The organism is Luethyella okanaganae, from assembly GCF_042660285.1.
Classification (GTDB): domain Bacteria; phylum Actinomycetota; class Actinomycetes; order Actinomycetales; family Microbacteriaceae; genus Luethyella; species Luethyella okanaganae.
In genome coordinates this window covers 99,020-113,224 of the sequence record NZ_JBHSTP010000003.1, presented here as the reverse complement: position 1 = coordinate 113,224, position 14,205 = coordinate 99,020, and the positions used below count along the sequence as shown (strand labels likewise).

Here is a 14,205-nt window from a genome sequence, read left to right as displayed (position 1 = left end):
GCCCCTGCGAGCGAGAGGGTCCTCCCGAGCTCACGAACTCCTCCCGAGCGGCACGATTGGCTGGATCCGTCAACACCGGTGAGTCAGTCTCGGACGCACCCAGGATCACCATCTGCTAGGCTGGAGCCACTTGCGAGCGTATTTCTGCGCTCCTTGCGTCGTAGAACGCTTTCACGCGGTGCGCCGGGCCTGGCCCCGCGACTCCATTTGACTCTTCATACGGCGAACGGATGTGCCCACCGGCACCTTCGCCACTATCACCCCACTCCGCGCATCCAGATGCGCCGCGACCGCCGGTCGCCCGGGGTTCCGCCCGAAAGGCACCATTTTGTCTGAAATCACCTTCGGCACGCTCGGCGTGCCGGCCCCTCTCGTCGCCGTGCTCACGGCAGACGGAAAGACCCAACCCTTCCCGATCCAGGCTGACACCCTGCCGGACACGCTCGCAGGACGCGACGTGCTCGGCCGTGGAAAGACCGGCTCCGGCAAGACCATCGCCTTCTCGCTGCCCATGGTCGCGCGCCTGGGCGGCAAGCTCGCCGGCGGCAAGCGCCGCCCCGGTCGGCCGCTCGGCCTTGTGCTCGCCCCGACCCGTGAGCTCGCCACCCAGATCTCGGCCACGCTCACTCCATTCGCCGACGTCTACGGGCTGAAGACCACCACGATCTTCGGTGGCGTCTCGCAGAACCGCCAGGTCACGGCACTCAGGAACGGCGTCGACATCGTCGTCGCCTGCCCCGGCCGCCTCGAAGATCTCATGAAACAGGGCTTCATCACGCTCGACGCGGTCGAGATCACCGTGCTCGACGAAGCCGACCACATGGCCGACCTCGGCTTTCTGCCGGTCGTCACCCGCATCTTGGGCAAGACCCCGGCCGGTGGCCAGCGCCTGCTGTTCTCGGCGACGCTCGACAACGGCGTAGACAAGCTCGTGCGCCAGTTTCTGCAGAACGAGGTGCTGCACTCCGTCGACGAGGCCAACTCCCCCGTCGCCGCGATGACCCACCACGTGTTCGAGGTCGAGTCGCTCGACGCCAAAAAAGACCTCGTGCACAAGCTCGCCTCGGGTACCGGTCGCCGCATCCTGTTCATGCGCACCAAGCATCACGCCAAGAAGCTCGCCAAACAGCTCAGCGATGCGGGAATCCCCGCCGTCGACCTGCACGGAAATCTCTCGCAGGTGGCTCGCGACCGCAACCTCGCGTCGTTCGGCGCCGGTGACGTCAAGGTTCTCGTCGCAACGGACGTCGCGGCCCGTGGCGTCCACGTCGACAACGTCGAGCTCGTCGTGCACGTCGACCCGCCCACGGAGCACAAGGCGTACTTGCACCGCTCGGGCCGCACGGCCCGCGCAGGCAGCGAGGGCGACGTCGTGACAGTGATCACCCCGTCACAGAAGAAGGACCTCGCGCAGCTCATGCGCAAGGCCGCCATCACCGTGACCCCGCAGCAGGTGTCCGCGTCGTCGGCCGCCGTCGACACACTCGTCGGAGAGGTCGCTGCCTACGTGAAGCCTGCACCGCGCGCCGTCCAGTCCGGCAACGGCCAGAGCAGCAACGGCCAGGGCGGCAACGGCGGGCGTTCGCAGGGCGCCAACGCCCAGCGCAAACGCGCCCTCCGCGACGGCCAGGGTGGTTCGGGTCGTGGCGACGGCCAGGGCTCACGTCGTGGCGGGCGCGGCCGGGGCCCCGAGACTGACGTCTCCGGCACGGGTCGTCCGCGGCGCGACCGCTCCGGACGCCCGGCGGCGTCCGGTCAGGGCGGCCAACACGGCCAGCCGCGCACGGCGGCGCATGGCAGCAGCACGCGCTCCAGCTCCGGTTCGGGCCACGCGCAGGGTCAGGGAGGTCGCACCCGCTCTGGCGGCCTGCAGGTTGGCAGTCTCGTGCGCCCCTCGCAGGGCCGCGGTCCGCGTCGCGCCCAGGGCTAGCCCTCTTCGCGCGAGCGATCTTCGCGCAACGCATCCTGCTCAGCTCGTGTGATCCGCCGGTGCCAAGGGTATGTCTCGTGCCCCGGCGGATCTCGGTATCGCACCCTCAGGACGGTGCGCCTTTCTCAGCACCCGCTATCGCCAGGGCGGTAGCGCTCAGGTCCGATCAGGGGCACGGGCTCGGTGAACACTCCCGGGCGCGTGTGCCCGAGTCGGCCTTGCAGGTGCGGCAAGACCCGCCGATCGCGGGGACCGGACACCGCACGTCGCGATCGGCATCCCGGATCCTCGCGTCCGGTTCTGCGCTGGCTCGATTTCGCACACGGGTGGGGACTGCCTTAGTCTCAGCTCATGAGCACCAATGCAGTTGTCGACGTCGTCGTCCGCCCCGTGCGCGACGTCGACGCCGAAGCCCTCGGCCGCGTCCACGCGACATGCTGGCACGAGACCTACGACCATCTGATCAGCGCTGCGACGCTCGCCACTCTGTCGCCACGCCGCATGGCCGAACTCTGGACGCACTGGATGAGCCAGGGCGATGACTACCACCAGTACACGGCACTCGTCGACGGCGAGATCGTCGGCTTCTCTGGCTCGGGTCCCGCGCGCGACAAGGAAGCGCCTCGCGATCGCGAACTCTATTTCATCTACCTGCTCGACGCCTACCACGGCACCGGAATCGGTCAGAAGCTCTTCGACGCAGCCGTCGGCGAGCACCCGGTTTACCTCTGGGTCGCCAGCGACAACCCGCGCGCCCACCGCTTCTACGCACGCAACGGATTCACCGCCGATGGCGGCGAACAGACGCAGCCGTTCCTCGGCGAGGAGATCCACGAGGTCCGGCTCGTCCGCTGAGTAGCCGGATGAATGACTGTCATCTGCGGCTAACCGGGAGACGGTCGAGATCGCCCTCGACGACGTGACACGCTCCGCGGGACTACACGCTCTGGCTCGGATAAGCGAGTCGGTACTCGGCCCGGAACATGCCGAGCCGCGGATCGGAGCGCGCCTGCGAGTTCCACCTTGGCCAGCGCCTCGACCTCGAGGGTCTCATTGTCGCGGTTCGAAGCGCCGAGGCCGACCGCACCCAGTTTGTCGATCGTAAGCGGTCTCTCATAGAAGAGACGATCTCCGGCACCGAGAGGAGCGTTGTGAGAAGCCACCCCCGGTACCGGCGCCGGGCTCACAGCGCGGCGAGGAACTCCAGGATGCGCGCGTGCGCGAGCACCGTGGCATCCGCATCGTAGTCGGGTGAGCCGGCATCGGTGAAGAGGTGCCCGCCGCCCGGATACTCGAACAGCTCGGCGGGAGCGACCGCGGCGATCTCGGCGATCGCCTCGCGCGGTTCTGGCCAGTCCATCCATTCGTCGTCGGACATGCCGTGCGCCTACAGCGGCAGCCCGGCGGACCACAGGGTATCGAAAGCCGTTGGCAGCAGAAGGGTGTGCAGCAGAACGACCCCACGAGCGCCGGCTCGCACCTGGGCGAGCCGTGCGCGTGAAGCGCGCCGAAGGAGTATCCGAGATACACGACATCGCTCGGCACCGCGGCCACCGCGGCATCGACGCGCGCCGCATGCTCGCCGAAGCTCGAACTGTCGGCGTGTTGCATGCCCTCGACGATCGTGTCGTAGACGGCTCCGTGCCAGAGGTCGAGCGTGTGCACGGCATGGCCTGCCGAACGCAGCTGCCCGGCGAGGTCGAGCACGGCGGGGCGGAGACCCTGCACGGAATGAAGGACGACGACCTCTGCCAGGGGATCCGAGGCTAGCGCAGACCCCCGACGGAGGCGAGTGCCTGGCGCAGCAGAACGCCGCGACCACCCTCCATCTCGGCGCACACCTCATCGGACGCCGCCTCCTCCGGCGTCATCCAGGTGATCTCGAGCGCATCCTGCCGCGGTTCGCAGGTGCCCGTGACCGAGACCACGTAGGCGAGCGAGACCGCATGCTGGCGATCGTCGGTGAAGGCCGAGATGCCGGGCAGGGGGAAGTACTCTGCGACCGAGAACGGCACAGGGCTGAGCGGAAGCTGGGGGAACGCCATCGGTCCGAGGTCTTTCTCCAGATGCCGGAACAGCGCATCGCGCAGGGTCTCCCCGTACATCACGCGACCGGAGACGAGGGTGCGTGTCATCTCACCGAGGGGGTTGGCGCGCAGCAACACGCCGAGCTCGGTCACCTGCCCAAGACCGTCGACCCGCACGGGCACCGCCTCGACATAGAGCAGCGGCAGTCGCTCCCGAATCTGCGCGAGCTCGAAATCGGTCAGCCAACCGGGGGTACTCGACGGATGCGGCGGCGGCTCGGCATCCGGGGTCCAGTCCGGATCGGGGTCCGGTGTGCGCACGCTCATGCCTCCATTGTGTCCCACATGGATCGATCCGCCACGAGGAGGTGGGAAAGTCGTAGTGCCCGCGGCCGTCAGCGTCGGCTGCCGCGCATCGCCCGCGTCACGACGATGGGCGCACCGGATGCCGCGACGGCGACTCCGCTCGCGAGACGCGCGTACTCCTCTGTCTCGACACCGACGAGGGCGATACGGCCCCGCTCGTCGGCGTGGATGCCCCAGCCGTACCGCTTGCCGAGATCGCTCGACCGCAGGCAGGCCCGGCCGATGCCGTAGTAGGCGGCTCGAGCCTCCGGTCGTTCCGCGTCGGGAATGCCCGCGCGGTCGGCGTAGACCTCGAAGATCACGTCTCCGGAGGTGTGCCCATAGGGGTTCTCCGCGATCATGCGGCATGTCCGCGCGGCGATCGACGGGTTCTCGGCCTTCTCGGGCGGCACTGTTCCCGCCACCGCCGCGCAATCCTCGGCGACGGCGATGAAAGTATTGACATAGTCGACGCGATCCACACCGTCAGTGTAGATCGCGCGACCGACAGAGGAGAGAAGCCATGGTGACGCCGCTGGCCGAGGGACTCGGCTGCGACGACCGGCCTGCGCCGCACGAAGCTCCCCGAAGCCAGACGAGCCACGACAGCATCCGACCGGAGGAATCATGACCGCAGTTCCCATCGACGCCGACGCCGTGCTCTGGTCGGCGGGCGAGTCCGACCGCTCCGGGCGGCCGCTGCTCGTGCTCCTGCACGGTTACGGTTCGAACGAGGGCGACCTCTTCGGCCTCGCACCGTATCTGCCGCTCGAACCGGTCATCGCCTCGCTGCGCGCACCGCTCCCGGCAGGCCAAGGACACGCCTGGTTCCCTGTGGGCAAGCAGGCGGGGGAGCCCGATGCCGCGCACGTCACGGATGCCGCCCGCGGGGTGCTGGCATGGCTCGACGGGCTGAGCGTGCAGCCGACATCCATCGCCCCGCTCGGGTTCTCGCAGGGCGGCGCGATGGCGCTGCAACTGCTGCGGCTGGCGCCGGGCCGCTTCGACTTCGCGGTCGTGCTGGCCGGCTTCCTCGTCGGTGGCGGCCAGGCCGGCGACACGGAGCTCGGCGCGCGTAAGCCCCCGGTGTTCTGGGGGCGCGGCACGGCGGACACGGTCATCCCATCGGCGGCCGTCGAACGCACCCAGGCCTGGCTGCCCGGCCATGCGACACTCACCGAACGCATCTACGAGGGTTTGTCGCACTCGGTGTCGCAGGCGGAACTCGCCGATGTCGTCGCGTTCCTGCGCTTGCAGTACGGTAGGGCGGCTACGTAGACCGCGCCGCTACTCTCCGCGTTCGGACCGGAGGGCCGCCTTGCCCGCCTTCGTGTTCTTGACGCGGATCTGCTCCTCGCGCACCTCGTGCTGAACGGCACGCTCGGTCACGAGCCATTGCGGCATGGTCTGCAACAGTTCCTGGATCTCGGCGCTCGTGAGCGGCTCGGTCATTCCGGCACGCGCGAGGCCAGAGGTCGAGACTCCCAGCTTGGCCGCGACGACGGGACGCGGGTGCGGGCCGTTCCTGCGCAGCTCCTCGAGCCACGCCGGCGGCTTCGCCATCAGCTCGGCGAGCCGCTCGCGAGTGATCGACGCGTCTCGGAGCTCCTGCGGGGCGGCGGCCAGCAGAATCCCCAGCTTTTTCGCCGCCGTCTCTGGCTTCATCATCTGGGTCTTCTTGGGGCGCGGCTGCTGACGCGTGTCTGGCCGGTCGTTGTCCTCGGTGCTCACGTGCCCAGCGTATAGCCTGGGTCTCAGCCGCGACATCCGCCGCGGCCCGGTGAGAGGATGCCCGTGACCCTCAGACTCGGCTTCGTTGCAGGCGTGACGCCGACCAAGTGGATGCGCATCTGGTCGGAGCGGCATCCGGATCTCGCGCTCGAGGTGTTCCGCACCGATGAGGCCGAGCAGCTCGAGCCACTGCGCGACGGCCGCGCCGACATCGCATTCGTGCGCCTGCCGATCGACTCCGATGGGTTCAGCGTCATCCCCCTCTACCGCGAGGTGCCGGTCGTCGTCGTGCCGGAGGATCACGCGATCGCCGCGGCGGACGCTATCACCCTCGCGGAGCTCGACGGGGAGGAACGGGTAACCGGGACCGACTTGTCGATGGCCATGGAGCTCGTCGCGGCCGGCGTCGGCGTGATCGTCGTGCCCCATTCGATCGCGCGCCTGCACCACCGCAAGGATCTGACCTCACGGCCGGTGACGGATGCCGAGCAGACGCAGATCGCCCTCGTCTGGCTGGCCGACCGCACGACCGACGGGGTCGAGGAGTTCGTCGGCATCGTGCGCGGGCGCACAGCGCACAGCTCGCGCACGAGCCCCACCCCGAGCTCGAAGCCGGAGAAACGCGCCGCCGCGAAAGCCGCCGCAAAGGGGCGTGACCGCAAGCCGGCCCGTGGCGGGGGCGGCTCAGCCTCGAGCAACCGGGCACGGCGCGGCAAACGCTGAATCGCGGTGCGGGCGCCGCGGCCAGGGCCGGGAATGCTCGAAGACGTCGAGGGGCGCGGGACTCAGCGGTCAGGAACACCTGCCGAGCACCCGTGGAAATCCGGTACGTGCGCGGCGAGCTCCCCCTATCAGCTCCGCTCCCAGAACGCGAGGTTCGCGGCGGCGATGGAGCGCGTCCACCACGGCGACCGCGACGAGCGCCCCCGAGACCACGACCCGATCGACGCTGCGGCCAGCAGTGCGGGTGCGACGACCGCTCCGTCACCACGTTCCTCAGTTCGCATCACGATTCTCAGTGCGCATCACGATTCTCAGTGCGCATCACGGTTCCTCAGTGCGCAGCACGTCGGGCCTCCCGGTGTTCGAGGTGCCGCTGAGCCTTGGCGATGAGGATGTCGAGTTGCGCGGCTAAGCCGTCGATGTCGACACCGGCCTCGAGCCCATCCGGCTCGTTCTCGAGCGCCGCCCAGGCCGCCCCGAGCAGGCGTTCGCCCTCGGGGCTCAGCGCGACGGTGTTGGCGCGGGGGTCCTCCGCGCTCTGACACACCGCGACGAGACCGCGGCGCCCGAGCTCGCGCACCCGTGCCGTGATCGATGCACGCGACACGTCGAGGGAGTCGGCGATGTCAGTCTGCTTGGCCCGACCGCCGTCGGCGAGCGCGAGCAACACGAGGAACAGGGAGTAGCTCAACCCGAACTCCCTCTGTAGCAGCCGATCGGCGACGCGGTCGAGAAGGTGTGTCGCGCGGCGAAGCGTGAACGATGGCAAGTCCCTGAGGTCCATATTGTTAATGAGTTTACAATATTTCGATCATGACGTCGAGGCCACGCACCGCATCCGCCCGTCGTCTACTGTGGAGTCACCACGGCGAACGACAGAGGTGGAAACAGCGTGACGACGGCCCGGCCCTTCCTCTTTCTCTCGGTCCGCCCGGAACACGACGCGGTGCAACCCGAGTATGCGGCCATGCTCTCGGCGACGGGCCTCGGCCCCGCGCGACTCCTGCACCACCGTCTCGACCTCGAGCCGCTACCACCCCTGCCTCTCACACGGTTCGCGGGCGCGATCGTCGGAGGCAGTCCCTACAACGTGAGCCAGGATGCCGCACGCAAGTCTCCGACGCAGCTTCGCGTCGAAGCCGACCTCGCACGCCTGGCGGTCTGGGGCATCGCCGAGGACTTTCCCCTGCTCTTCACCTGCTACGGCATCGGAGTGCTGACTCAGCGGCTCGGCGGCTCGGTCGACACTCGATTCGGCGAGGAAGCCGGTCCCGTCACGGTCTCCCTCACGGATGCCGGTCGCGCCGACCCCCTGCTCGGATCGCTCCACCCCGAGTTCACCGCCCTCGTCGGACACAAGGAGTCGACGAGCGAGCTGCCCGAGGCGGCCGTGCTGCTCGCGACCTCAGACGAGTGCCCCGTGCAGGTGTACCGGGTGGGCAGCAACGTCTATGCGACCCAGTTCCACCCGGAGGTGTTACCCGAGGACTTCATCGCGCGGGCCTACGTCTACCAGCACCACGGCTACTTCCCCGCGGACGAACTCGCACAGGTCGCGATGCGGCTCGCGGCATCCGTCGTCACGGAACCGCGTCGGCTGATGGCTCGCTTCGTGGAACACTACGGAGGCTAGACTGGGCATCCTTCTCGACGGGACCGCGGTCGGGAGTTTCGCCGATCCTCGTTAGGCGGGGAGCTACGGTCTCGCAAAGGGATCGTTTAGTGCGGAAGCGACCGCAAAGTGTCAGGCGCGGGGAATGAGAGCGTGTAGAACAGCTGCGGTGCGCCCACGGCACCCCAGTCGTCCTTCTTCACCCGTATCTCTTGAGCGGATGTTTCGGTCAGGCGGACGCGCAGCCAGTCGCCGCTGTCCAGCTGTAGCTCATACGGGTCAGCGAGATACCCGATGCCGAGATTCTCGAGCGTCTCTTCCGCCTCAAGCCAATCGACGACGCCCGTCCTCTCCCGTCCGAGAAGGTCAAGCGCGACGAAGCCGATTCCGACAGGCTTCATCCAGCCGAGACGTTCACCGCCCATGCCGCGTCGATGTTCGATCCAGTTCTCGGGCATGCCCGAGAGTCTATGTGCAGTCCGGCGACGCAGACGAGCCACCGGCAGACACCGAAGAGCCCCGGTCGGTGGACCAGCGGGGCTCTCCAGGCTCGACCCCTAGCGGCGGGCGCGTTGGGCGTCGCGATCGGAGACGACGTAGATCGCTCCGGTCGACACGTCCTCTTCGAGCGCTTCGAGGGTTCGTCCGCGCGTTTCCGGCACCTGGGTGATGACGAAGATCAGCGCCAGGACGCCGACCGCGGCGAAGAGGAAGAAGGTACCGGTGATCCCCACCCCCGTGACGAGCGACGGGAAGTAGAGCGAGAGGAATCCGTTCGTGATCCAGAGCATGAGGATTGCGATGCCGGTACCGAGTCCGCGCATGTGCAACGGGAAGACCTCGGAGAGGTACACCCATACGGCGATGTTGAGGAAGGTCTGCATCGAGCCGACGAACAACACGACCAGGGCCAGGATCACATAGGGACGGAGGGGGTTGCCCACCTCGATCGTCATCGAGGCGACGCCGATGAGCAGGTGGGAGATGGTCGTGAGGCTGAAGCCGATGATGAAGGTCTTGCGCCGGTCGAGCCGGTCCATGAGCATGAGCCCGATGACGCCGCCGATCACGGCGATGATCCCGGGCGCGATGTTGGCGATGAGTGCGGCGCTTTCATCGAACCCGGATTCGACGAGCACCGTCTGGCCGTAGTACATGATCGAGTTGATGCCGGTGAGCTGCTGGGCGATGCCGAGCCCGATTCCGACCAGCAGGATGCGGATCAGCCACCTGTTGGTGAGGATCGCGCGCAACCCGACCTGGCGTTCCTCCCGTTCCTCCTTCGCGATGTGCTCCACGTCGCCGAGCTCTGCGAGCGCACGGTCCTCGGAGCGGACGGTCTTCAGCACGGCAAGCGCCTCGTCGTAGCGCCCCTTCTCGACAAGCCACCTGGGTGACTCGGGCATCCGGAGCATACCGACGAACAGTGCGACCGCTGGCAGCGCGCAGATGGCGAACATGACGCGCCAGACGCCGTGATACTCGCTGAACACGTTGCCGATGATCGCATTGACGATGAAGGCAGAGAGCTGGCCGATGACGATGGCAAGCTCATTGCGGCCGGCGATCGAGCCGCGGATCTCGTATGGCGCGAGTTCAGAAAGGAACACCGGAACGACCGTTGACGCGCCACCGACGGCGAGACCGAGGAGGATGCGGCCGACGACGAGCACCTCGAAGCCGGGCGATAACACGACGACCATGGTGCCGGCGAAGAAGAGGATGGCGAGCAGAAGGATCGTCTTGCGCCGCCCCCAGCCATCGGAGAGCCGCCCGCAGAAGATCGCGCCCACCGCGGCGGCGAACACCAGCGAGCTGGTGACCACGCCTTCCGTGAGCGGCGTCAGTCCGAGCTCGCCCGTCATCGGGCGCAGTGCGCCGTTGATGACCCCGGTGTCGTAGCCGAAGAGCAGCCCGCCGAAACAGGCGACGACCGAGATGAGGCCGAGCCGCTTGCGGTACGGACCTACGGCAAGAGGCGGGAGGGTACTTGCAGCCTCCGAGTGTGTACTGGCCATGAAGACTCCTTCGTCCGAGGATGCTCACATTGCACCCAATGTCCTGACATTGTGTCACAACAGCTTTGTCAGGTCAAACATACATTTGCGTTTTTCGACGACCATCAGGCCCACAGAGACTGCGGCACATCGAGCAGAAATGCGCTGACTTCGCAGGCTCCGCCGGCAAGGTCTCGTCATGGAAGCCACGCGCCGCACCGAAATCGAGGAAAACCTGCCAGGAGCTCCAGCTCCTCGGCCACTCCGAGGCCCTCGGCGCGACCGGTCGCGAGAATGGCCGCCTCCACCCCGGCTTGACGCGTCGCCTGCGAAGGAAGGCTACCCAGCCGGCTCGAGGCGAACGAGGATCGCCTTCGAGACCGGCGTGTTGCTGCGGTCGGCGGCGCTGGCGAGCGGTATCAGCACATTCGCCTCGGGGTAGTAGGCCGCAGCGCATCCCCTCGCCGTCGGGTACGCCACGACACGATAGTTGCGCAGCACCCGGTCTGGTTCGTTCTTCCATTCGCTGAAGATGTCGACACGCTGGCCGTCGCGCAGACCGAGTTCCGCTATATCGTCTGGGTTGACGAATATGACGTCTCGGCCGTTCTTGATGCCTCGGTAGCGGTCGTTGAGGCTGTAGATCGTCGTGTTGAACTGGTCGTGCGCTCGCATGGTCTGCAGAATCAGCCGGCCCTCAGGGCGCTCGATCGACTCGAGGTGGTTGACGGTGATCATGGCCTTACCGGTCGCGGTGTCGAAGGTACGGGAGTCGCGGGGGCCATTGGGCAGCACGAAGCCGCCCTTGCGGCGCACATCCGTGTTGAAGTTCTCGAAGCCGGGCACGACATGGCTGATGTGCTCACGAATGATGTCGTAGTCGCGTTCGAAGCCGGCCCAGTCGATGTCGATCGTGTCGCGGAGGGTGGCGTGGGCGAGCCGGCTGACGATCGCGACCTCGGAGAGGATGCCTGGCGCGACCGGCGGGATGCGCCCGTGTGAGCCGTGCACCGCGCACACGCTGTCCTCGACCGAGACGAACTGCGGTCCGGTTTCTTGCAGATCGACCTCGGTGCGACCGAGAGTCGGCAGGATCAGTGCGGCTTCGCCGGTCACGACGTGCGAGCGGTTCAGCTTGGTCGAGACCTGGACCGTCAGCTCGGTTCCGCGCACCGCGGCCTCTGCGGCAGCCGTGTCGGAGATCGCCCCGACGAAGTTGCCGCCCAGGGCGATGAAGACGGAGATCTCTCCGCGCTGCATCGCCGTGATGGTCTGCAGGGCATCCGTGCCGTGCTTCCTGGGAGGGTTGAAGCCGAATTCGTGTTCGATCGCGTCGAGAAAGGTGTCGCTCATCTGTTCCCAGATGCCCATGGTTCGGTCGCCCTGCACATTGCTATGGCCGCGGATGGGCGATGCCCCTGCCCCCGGTCTTCCGATGTTTCCGCGCAGCAGCAGCAGGTTGATCAGCTCTCGCAGGGTCTCGACCGCCTTCTTCTGCTGGGTCAGGCCCATCGCCCAGGTGATGATCGTGCGATCGGCGCGGATGTACCGGTCGGCGAGCTCGTCGATCTCCTCCGACGCGAGGCCGGTGGCCGCGAGCACGTCTGCTTCGTCGAGGTGCGCGAGGTGCGCCTTCAGCTCATCCAGCCCAAGCGTGTATTCGTCGAGGAATTGGTGATCGAGCACCGTTCCGGGCTTGGCGTCTTCCGCGTCGAGCACCCGCTTAGCGACGGCCTGCAGAAGCGCCATGTCACCGCCGGAGCGGATGTGCAGAAACTGGTCGGCGAGCGCGGTGCCGCGGCCGATCAGCCCGCGCACGGTCTGCGGGTTCTTGTAGCGGATCAGTCCCGGCTCGGGCAACGGGTTCACCGCGACTATCGTCGCCCCCGACCTCTTCGCGTCCTCCAGCGCTGTGAGCATACGCGGATGGTTGGTGCCCGGGTTCTGCCCCATGATGATGATGAGGTCGGTGTGCTCGAAGTCGTCATAGGCGATCGTCGACTTGCCGATGCCGATCGTCTCGACAAGAGCGGTTCCGGTCGACTCGTGACACATGTTCGAGCAGTCGGGCAGGTTGTTGGTGCCGAAAGCGCGCACGAACAGCTGGTAGATGAACGCGGTCTCATTGGCCGTCCGTCCGCTCGTGTAGAACGCCGCGCGATCAGGGGAGTCGAGTCCGTTCAGTTTGCCGGCAATCAGCTCGAATGCCTTCTCCCACGTCACCGGAGCGTAGTGGTCTTCGCCGGCGGGCTTGTACACCGGCTCGACCAGGCGCCCCTGCATTCCCAACCAGTACTCCGACTTGTCGAGAAGCTCGGTGACGGAGTTCTCGGCCCAGAAGCCGGTCGGCACGGTGACCGGCGTCGCCTCCCAGGTCACTGCTTTCGCTCCGTTCTCGCAGAACTCCAGCGCTTTGCGCTTGTCGGGGTCGGGCCACGCACAGCTCATGCAGTCGAAGCCGTCTTTCTGATTGATCGACGTGAGCAGTCTCGCGGTGCGTGCCGGACCGAGCTTGGTGAGCGCCGGTTCCATCGAATGGAAGATCCCTGGCAGCCCGACGGCCTCGTGCTTGATCGGGCCGACGGTGAGATCCGGGTAGCTCGACCCGTCGTTCAGAGGCTTCTTGGTCATAGGGTGGGTACCTTCCCAGCTTGTGCGGCGCCGCGCGCTTCATGGAGTTCAGGGTCAGTGGTCCCGGGTTCGACCGGTGCCCCAGCCGTGACGCGTTCGTCGAAGCTGTACACGACCATCGAGCTCCCCCGGAGGAAGCCGACCACGGTCATCCCGATCTCCGAGGCGAGCTCGACGGCCAGCGATGAGGGTGCCGAGACCGCAGCCAGAAGAGGGATGCCCGCCATCGACGCCTTCTGGGCCAGCTCGAAACTCGCGCGCCCCGACACCATCAGCACCGTGCCACGCAACGGCAGGAGGTCGTTCGTCACGGCCCAGCCGATCACCTTGTCGACCGCGTTGTGGCGCCCGACATCTTCGCGGAGCACCAGCATCTCGCCGGTCGCGCCGTCGAAGAGAGCGGCGGCATGCAAGCCGCCGGTCTTGTCGAACACGCTCTGACCGGACCGCAGCCGATCGGGAAAGCCAACGAGCGTCTCGGCCGAGATGCGCAGCCGGTCGTCGCGCACCGGGTACGCCGAGTGGGTCCGCACCGCCTCGATACTCGCCTTGCCGCACAGCCCACACGAACTCGTCGTATAGAAATTGCGCTCGAGGCTCGGGCTCGGTGCGGCCACTCCGGCCCCCAGCGTCACATCGACCACGTTGTAGGTGTTCTCGCCGTCGGTCGTCGCTCCGGCACAATACCGGGCCGCGCCGAAATGCTCGCTTCGCGAGATGACACCCTCGGACACCAGAAACCCGGCTGCGAGTTCGAAGTCGTGTCCCGGGGTCCGCATGGTGATAGCCAGGGCGCTCCCACCGACCCTGATCTCGAGCGGCTCTTCGGCCGCGAGCACGTCTTCACGATGCGACGGGGGCGAACCCACGGTGATTCGGGTGATGCGACGCCGCACCGTTATCCTGCCCATTGTTCATCTTTAGCACTCGGAGGCCGGCGACACAATCACGGCTGCCGGCCGCGATGCCCTGTGCGGACCGAGTCGGAAGGAAGCCTCGCGGGACTTCCGGTGACGATGGATGCCGACCGAGCGCTCAGGCCGGTCAGGGAACTCAGGCCGGTCAGGGAACTCAGGCCGGTCAGGGAACTGTCGCCAGGAGGCTGGCACATTCCCGTGGATCACCTCGAGCTGCGTGCCTGTCTTCGACAGGGCGTGCGACGATCTCAAGGGTCGAGTCGATCGCGGCCCCTCTCGACTCCCATGTGAT

At 67.2% G+C, this 14,205-nt stretch carries 16 protein-coding genes; 6 read left to right on the top strand and 10 right to left on the bottom strand.

The features are described 5' to 3' along the window. The first annotated feature begins 328 nt into the window (after positions 1-328). Positions 329-1,930 (top strand): DEAD/DEAH box helicase, encoded by a 1,602-nt coding sequence (locus ACFQB0_RS11905; protein WP_386731825.1) that lies wholly within the window; start codon positions 329-331, stop codon positions 1,928-1,930. Positions 1,931-2,281: 351 nt separating this feature from the next. Next, complete coding sequence (locus ACFQB0_RS11900) at positions 2,282-2,785, top strand: GNAT family N-acetyltransferase (RefSeq protein WP_386731823.1); 504 nt, start codon at positions 2,282-2,284, stop codon at positions 2,783-2,785. 328 nt (positions 2,786-3,113) lie between these two features. Here the strand turns inward: ACFQB0_RS11900 and ACFQB0_RS11895 are convergent, their stop codons facing one another. After that, positions 3,114-3,308: a hypothetical protein gene (locus ACFQB0_RS11895; protein WP_386731820.1), complete on the bottom strand. Its 195-nt coding sequence runs from the start codon at positions 3,306-3,308 to the stop codon at positions 3,114-3,116. Positions 3,309-3,427: 119 nt separating this feature from the next. On the opposite strand from ACFQB0_RS11895, the gene ACFQB0_RS11890 reads away from it, so the two are divergent. Further along, the gene (locus tag ACFQB0_RS11890; protein WP_386731818.1) at positions 3,428-3,700 is read left to right on the top strand and encodes a hypothetical protein; all 273 of its coding nucleotides are present in this window, start codon (positions 3,428-3,430) and stop codon (positions 3,698-3,700) included. On the opposite strand, the gene ACFQB0_RS11885 is transcribed toward ACFQB0_RS11890, so the two are convergent. Both ACFQB0_RS11885 and ACFQB0_RS11880 read right to left on the bottom strand, forming a co-directional pair. After that, entirely contained in the window at positions 3,697-4,284 is a 588-nt protein-coding gene (locus ACFQB0_RS11885) for an NUDIX hydrolase family protein (protein WP_386731816.1), read from the bottom strand. The genes ACFQB0_RS11890 and ACFQB0_RS11885 overlap by 4 nt on opposite strands. A gap of 68 nt (positions 4,285-4,352) precedes the next feature. Further along, the gene (locus tag ACFQB0_RS11880; protein WP_386731813.1) at positions 4,353-4,784 is read right to left on the bottom strand and encodes a DUF6157 family protein; all 432 of its coding nucleotides are present in this window, start codon (positions 4,782-4,784) and stop codon (positions 4,353-4,355) included. A gap of 145 nt (positions 4,785-4,929) precedes the next feature. On the opposite strand from ACFQB0_RS11880, the gene ACFQB0_RS11875 reads away from it, so the two are divergent. After that, a complete protein-coding gene (locus ACFQB0_RS11875) occupies positions 4,930-5,580 on the top strand; it encodes an alpha/beta hydrolase (protein ID WP_386731810.1) in 651 nt (216 codons plus the stop codon). A 9-nt stretch (positions 5,581-5,589) separates the two neighbouring features. On the opposite strand, the gene ACFQB0_RS11870 is transcribed toward ACFQB0_RS11875, so the two are convergent. Then, a complete protein-coding gene (locus tag ACFQB0_RS11870) occupies positions 5,590-5,967 on the bottom strand; it encodes a DUF5997 family protein (protein WP_386732803.1) in 378 nt (125 codons plus the stop codon). 129 nt (positions 5,968-6,096) lie between these two features. Between ACFQB0_RS11870 and ACFQB0_RS11865 the strand changes: the two genes are divergently transcribed. Further along, positions 6,097-6,756: a LysR substrate-binding domain-containing protein gene (locus tag ACFQB0_RS11865; protein WP_386731808.1), complete on the top strand. Its 660-nt coding sequence runs from the start codon at positions 6,097-6,099 to the stop codon at positions 6,754-6,756. Between the two features lie 128 nt (positions 6,757-6,884). Here ACFQB0_RS11865 and ACFQB0_RS11860 read toward each other — a convergent pair whose 3' ends face one another. Together ACFQB0_RS11860 and ACFQB0_RS11855 are read right to left on the bottom strand one after the other, a co-directional pair. Beyond that, positions 6,885-7,040, bottom strand: coding sequence for a hypothetical protein (locus ACFQB0_RS11860; RefSeq protein WP_386731806.1), 156 nt, complete (start codon positions 7,038-7,040; stop codon positions 6,885-6,887). A gap of 47 nt (positions 7,041-7,087) precedes the next feature. Then, positions 7,088-7,540 (bottom strand): MarR family winged helix-turn-helix transcriptional regulator, encoded by a 453-nt coding sequence (locus ACFQB0_RS11855; RefSeq protein WP_386731803.1) that lies wholly within the window; start codon positions 7,538-7,540, stop codon positions 7,088-7,090. 108 nt (positions 7,541-7,648) lie between these two features. On the opposite strand from ACFQB0_RS11855, the gene ACFQB0_RS11850 reads away from it, so the two are divergent. Next, positions 7,649-8,389 (top strand): glutamine amidotransferase, encoded by a 741-nt coding sequence (locus ACFQB0_RS11850; protein ID WP_386731802.1) that lies wholly within the window; start codon positions 7,649-7,651, stop codon positions 8,387-8,389. 86 nt (positions 8,390-8,475) lie between these two features. Here ACFQB0_RS11850 and ACFQB0_RS11845 read toward each other — a convergent pair whose 3' ends face one another. The 4 genes from ACFQB0_RS11845 to fdhD form a co-directional block, all read right to left on the bottom strand. Then, positions 8,476-8,826: a hypothetical protein gene (locus ACFQB0_RS11845; RefSeq protein ID WP_386731800.1), complete on the bottom strand. Its 351-nt coding sequence runs from the start codon at positions 8,824-8,826 to the stop codon at positions 8,476-8,478. 99 nt (positions 8,827-8,925) lie between these two features. Next, complete coding sequence (locus ACFQB0_RS11840) at positions 8,926-10,386, bottom strand: sugar porter family MFS transporter (RefSeq protein WP_386731797.1); 1,461 nt, start codon at positions 10,384-10,386, stop codon at positions 8,926-8,928. 318 nt (positions 10,387-10,704) lie between these two features. Further along, positions 10,705-12,996: an FdhF/YdeP family oxidoreductase gene (locus ACFQB0_RS11835; protein WP_386731794.1), complete on the bottom strand. Its 2,292-nt coding sequence runs from the start codon at positions 12,994-12,996 to the stop codon at positions 10,705-10,707. After that, complete coding sequence (gene fdhD, locus ACFQB0_RS11830; protein WP_386731793.1) at positions 12,993-13,907, bottom strand: formate dehydrogenase accessory sulfurtransferase FdhD; 915 nt, start codon at positions 13,905-13,907, stop codon at positions 12,993-12,995. Before fdhD ends, ACFQB0_RS11835 begins: the two co-directional genes overlap by 4 nt. Positions 13,908-14,205 lie beyond the last annotated feature (298 nt).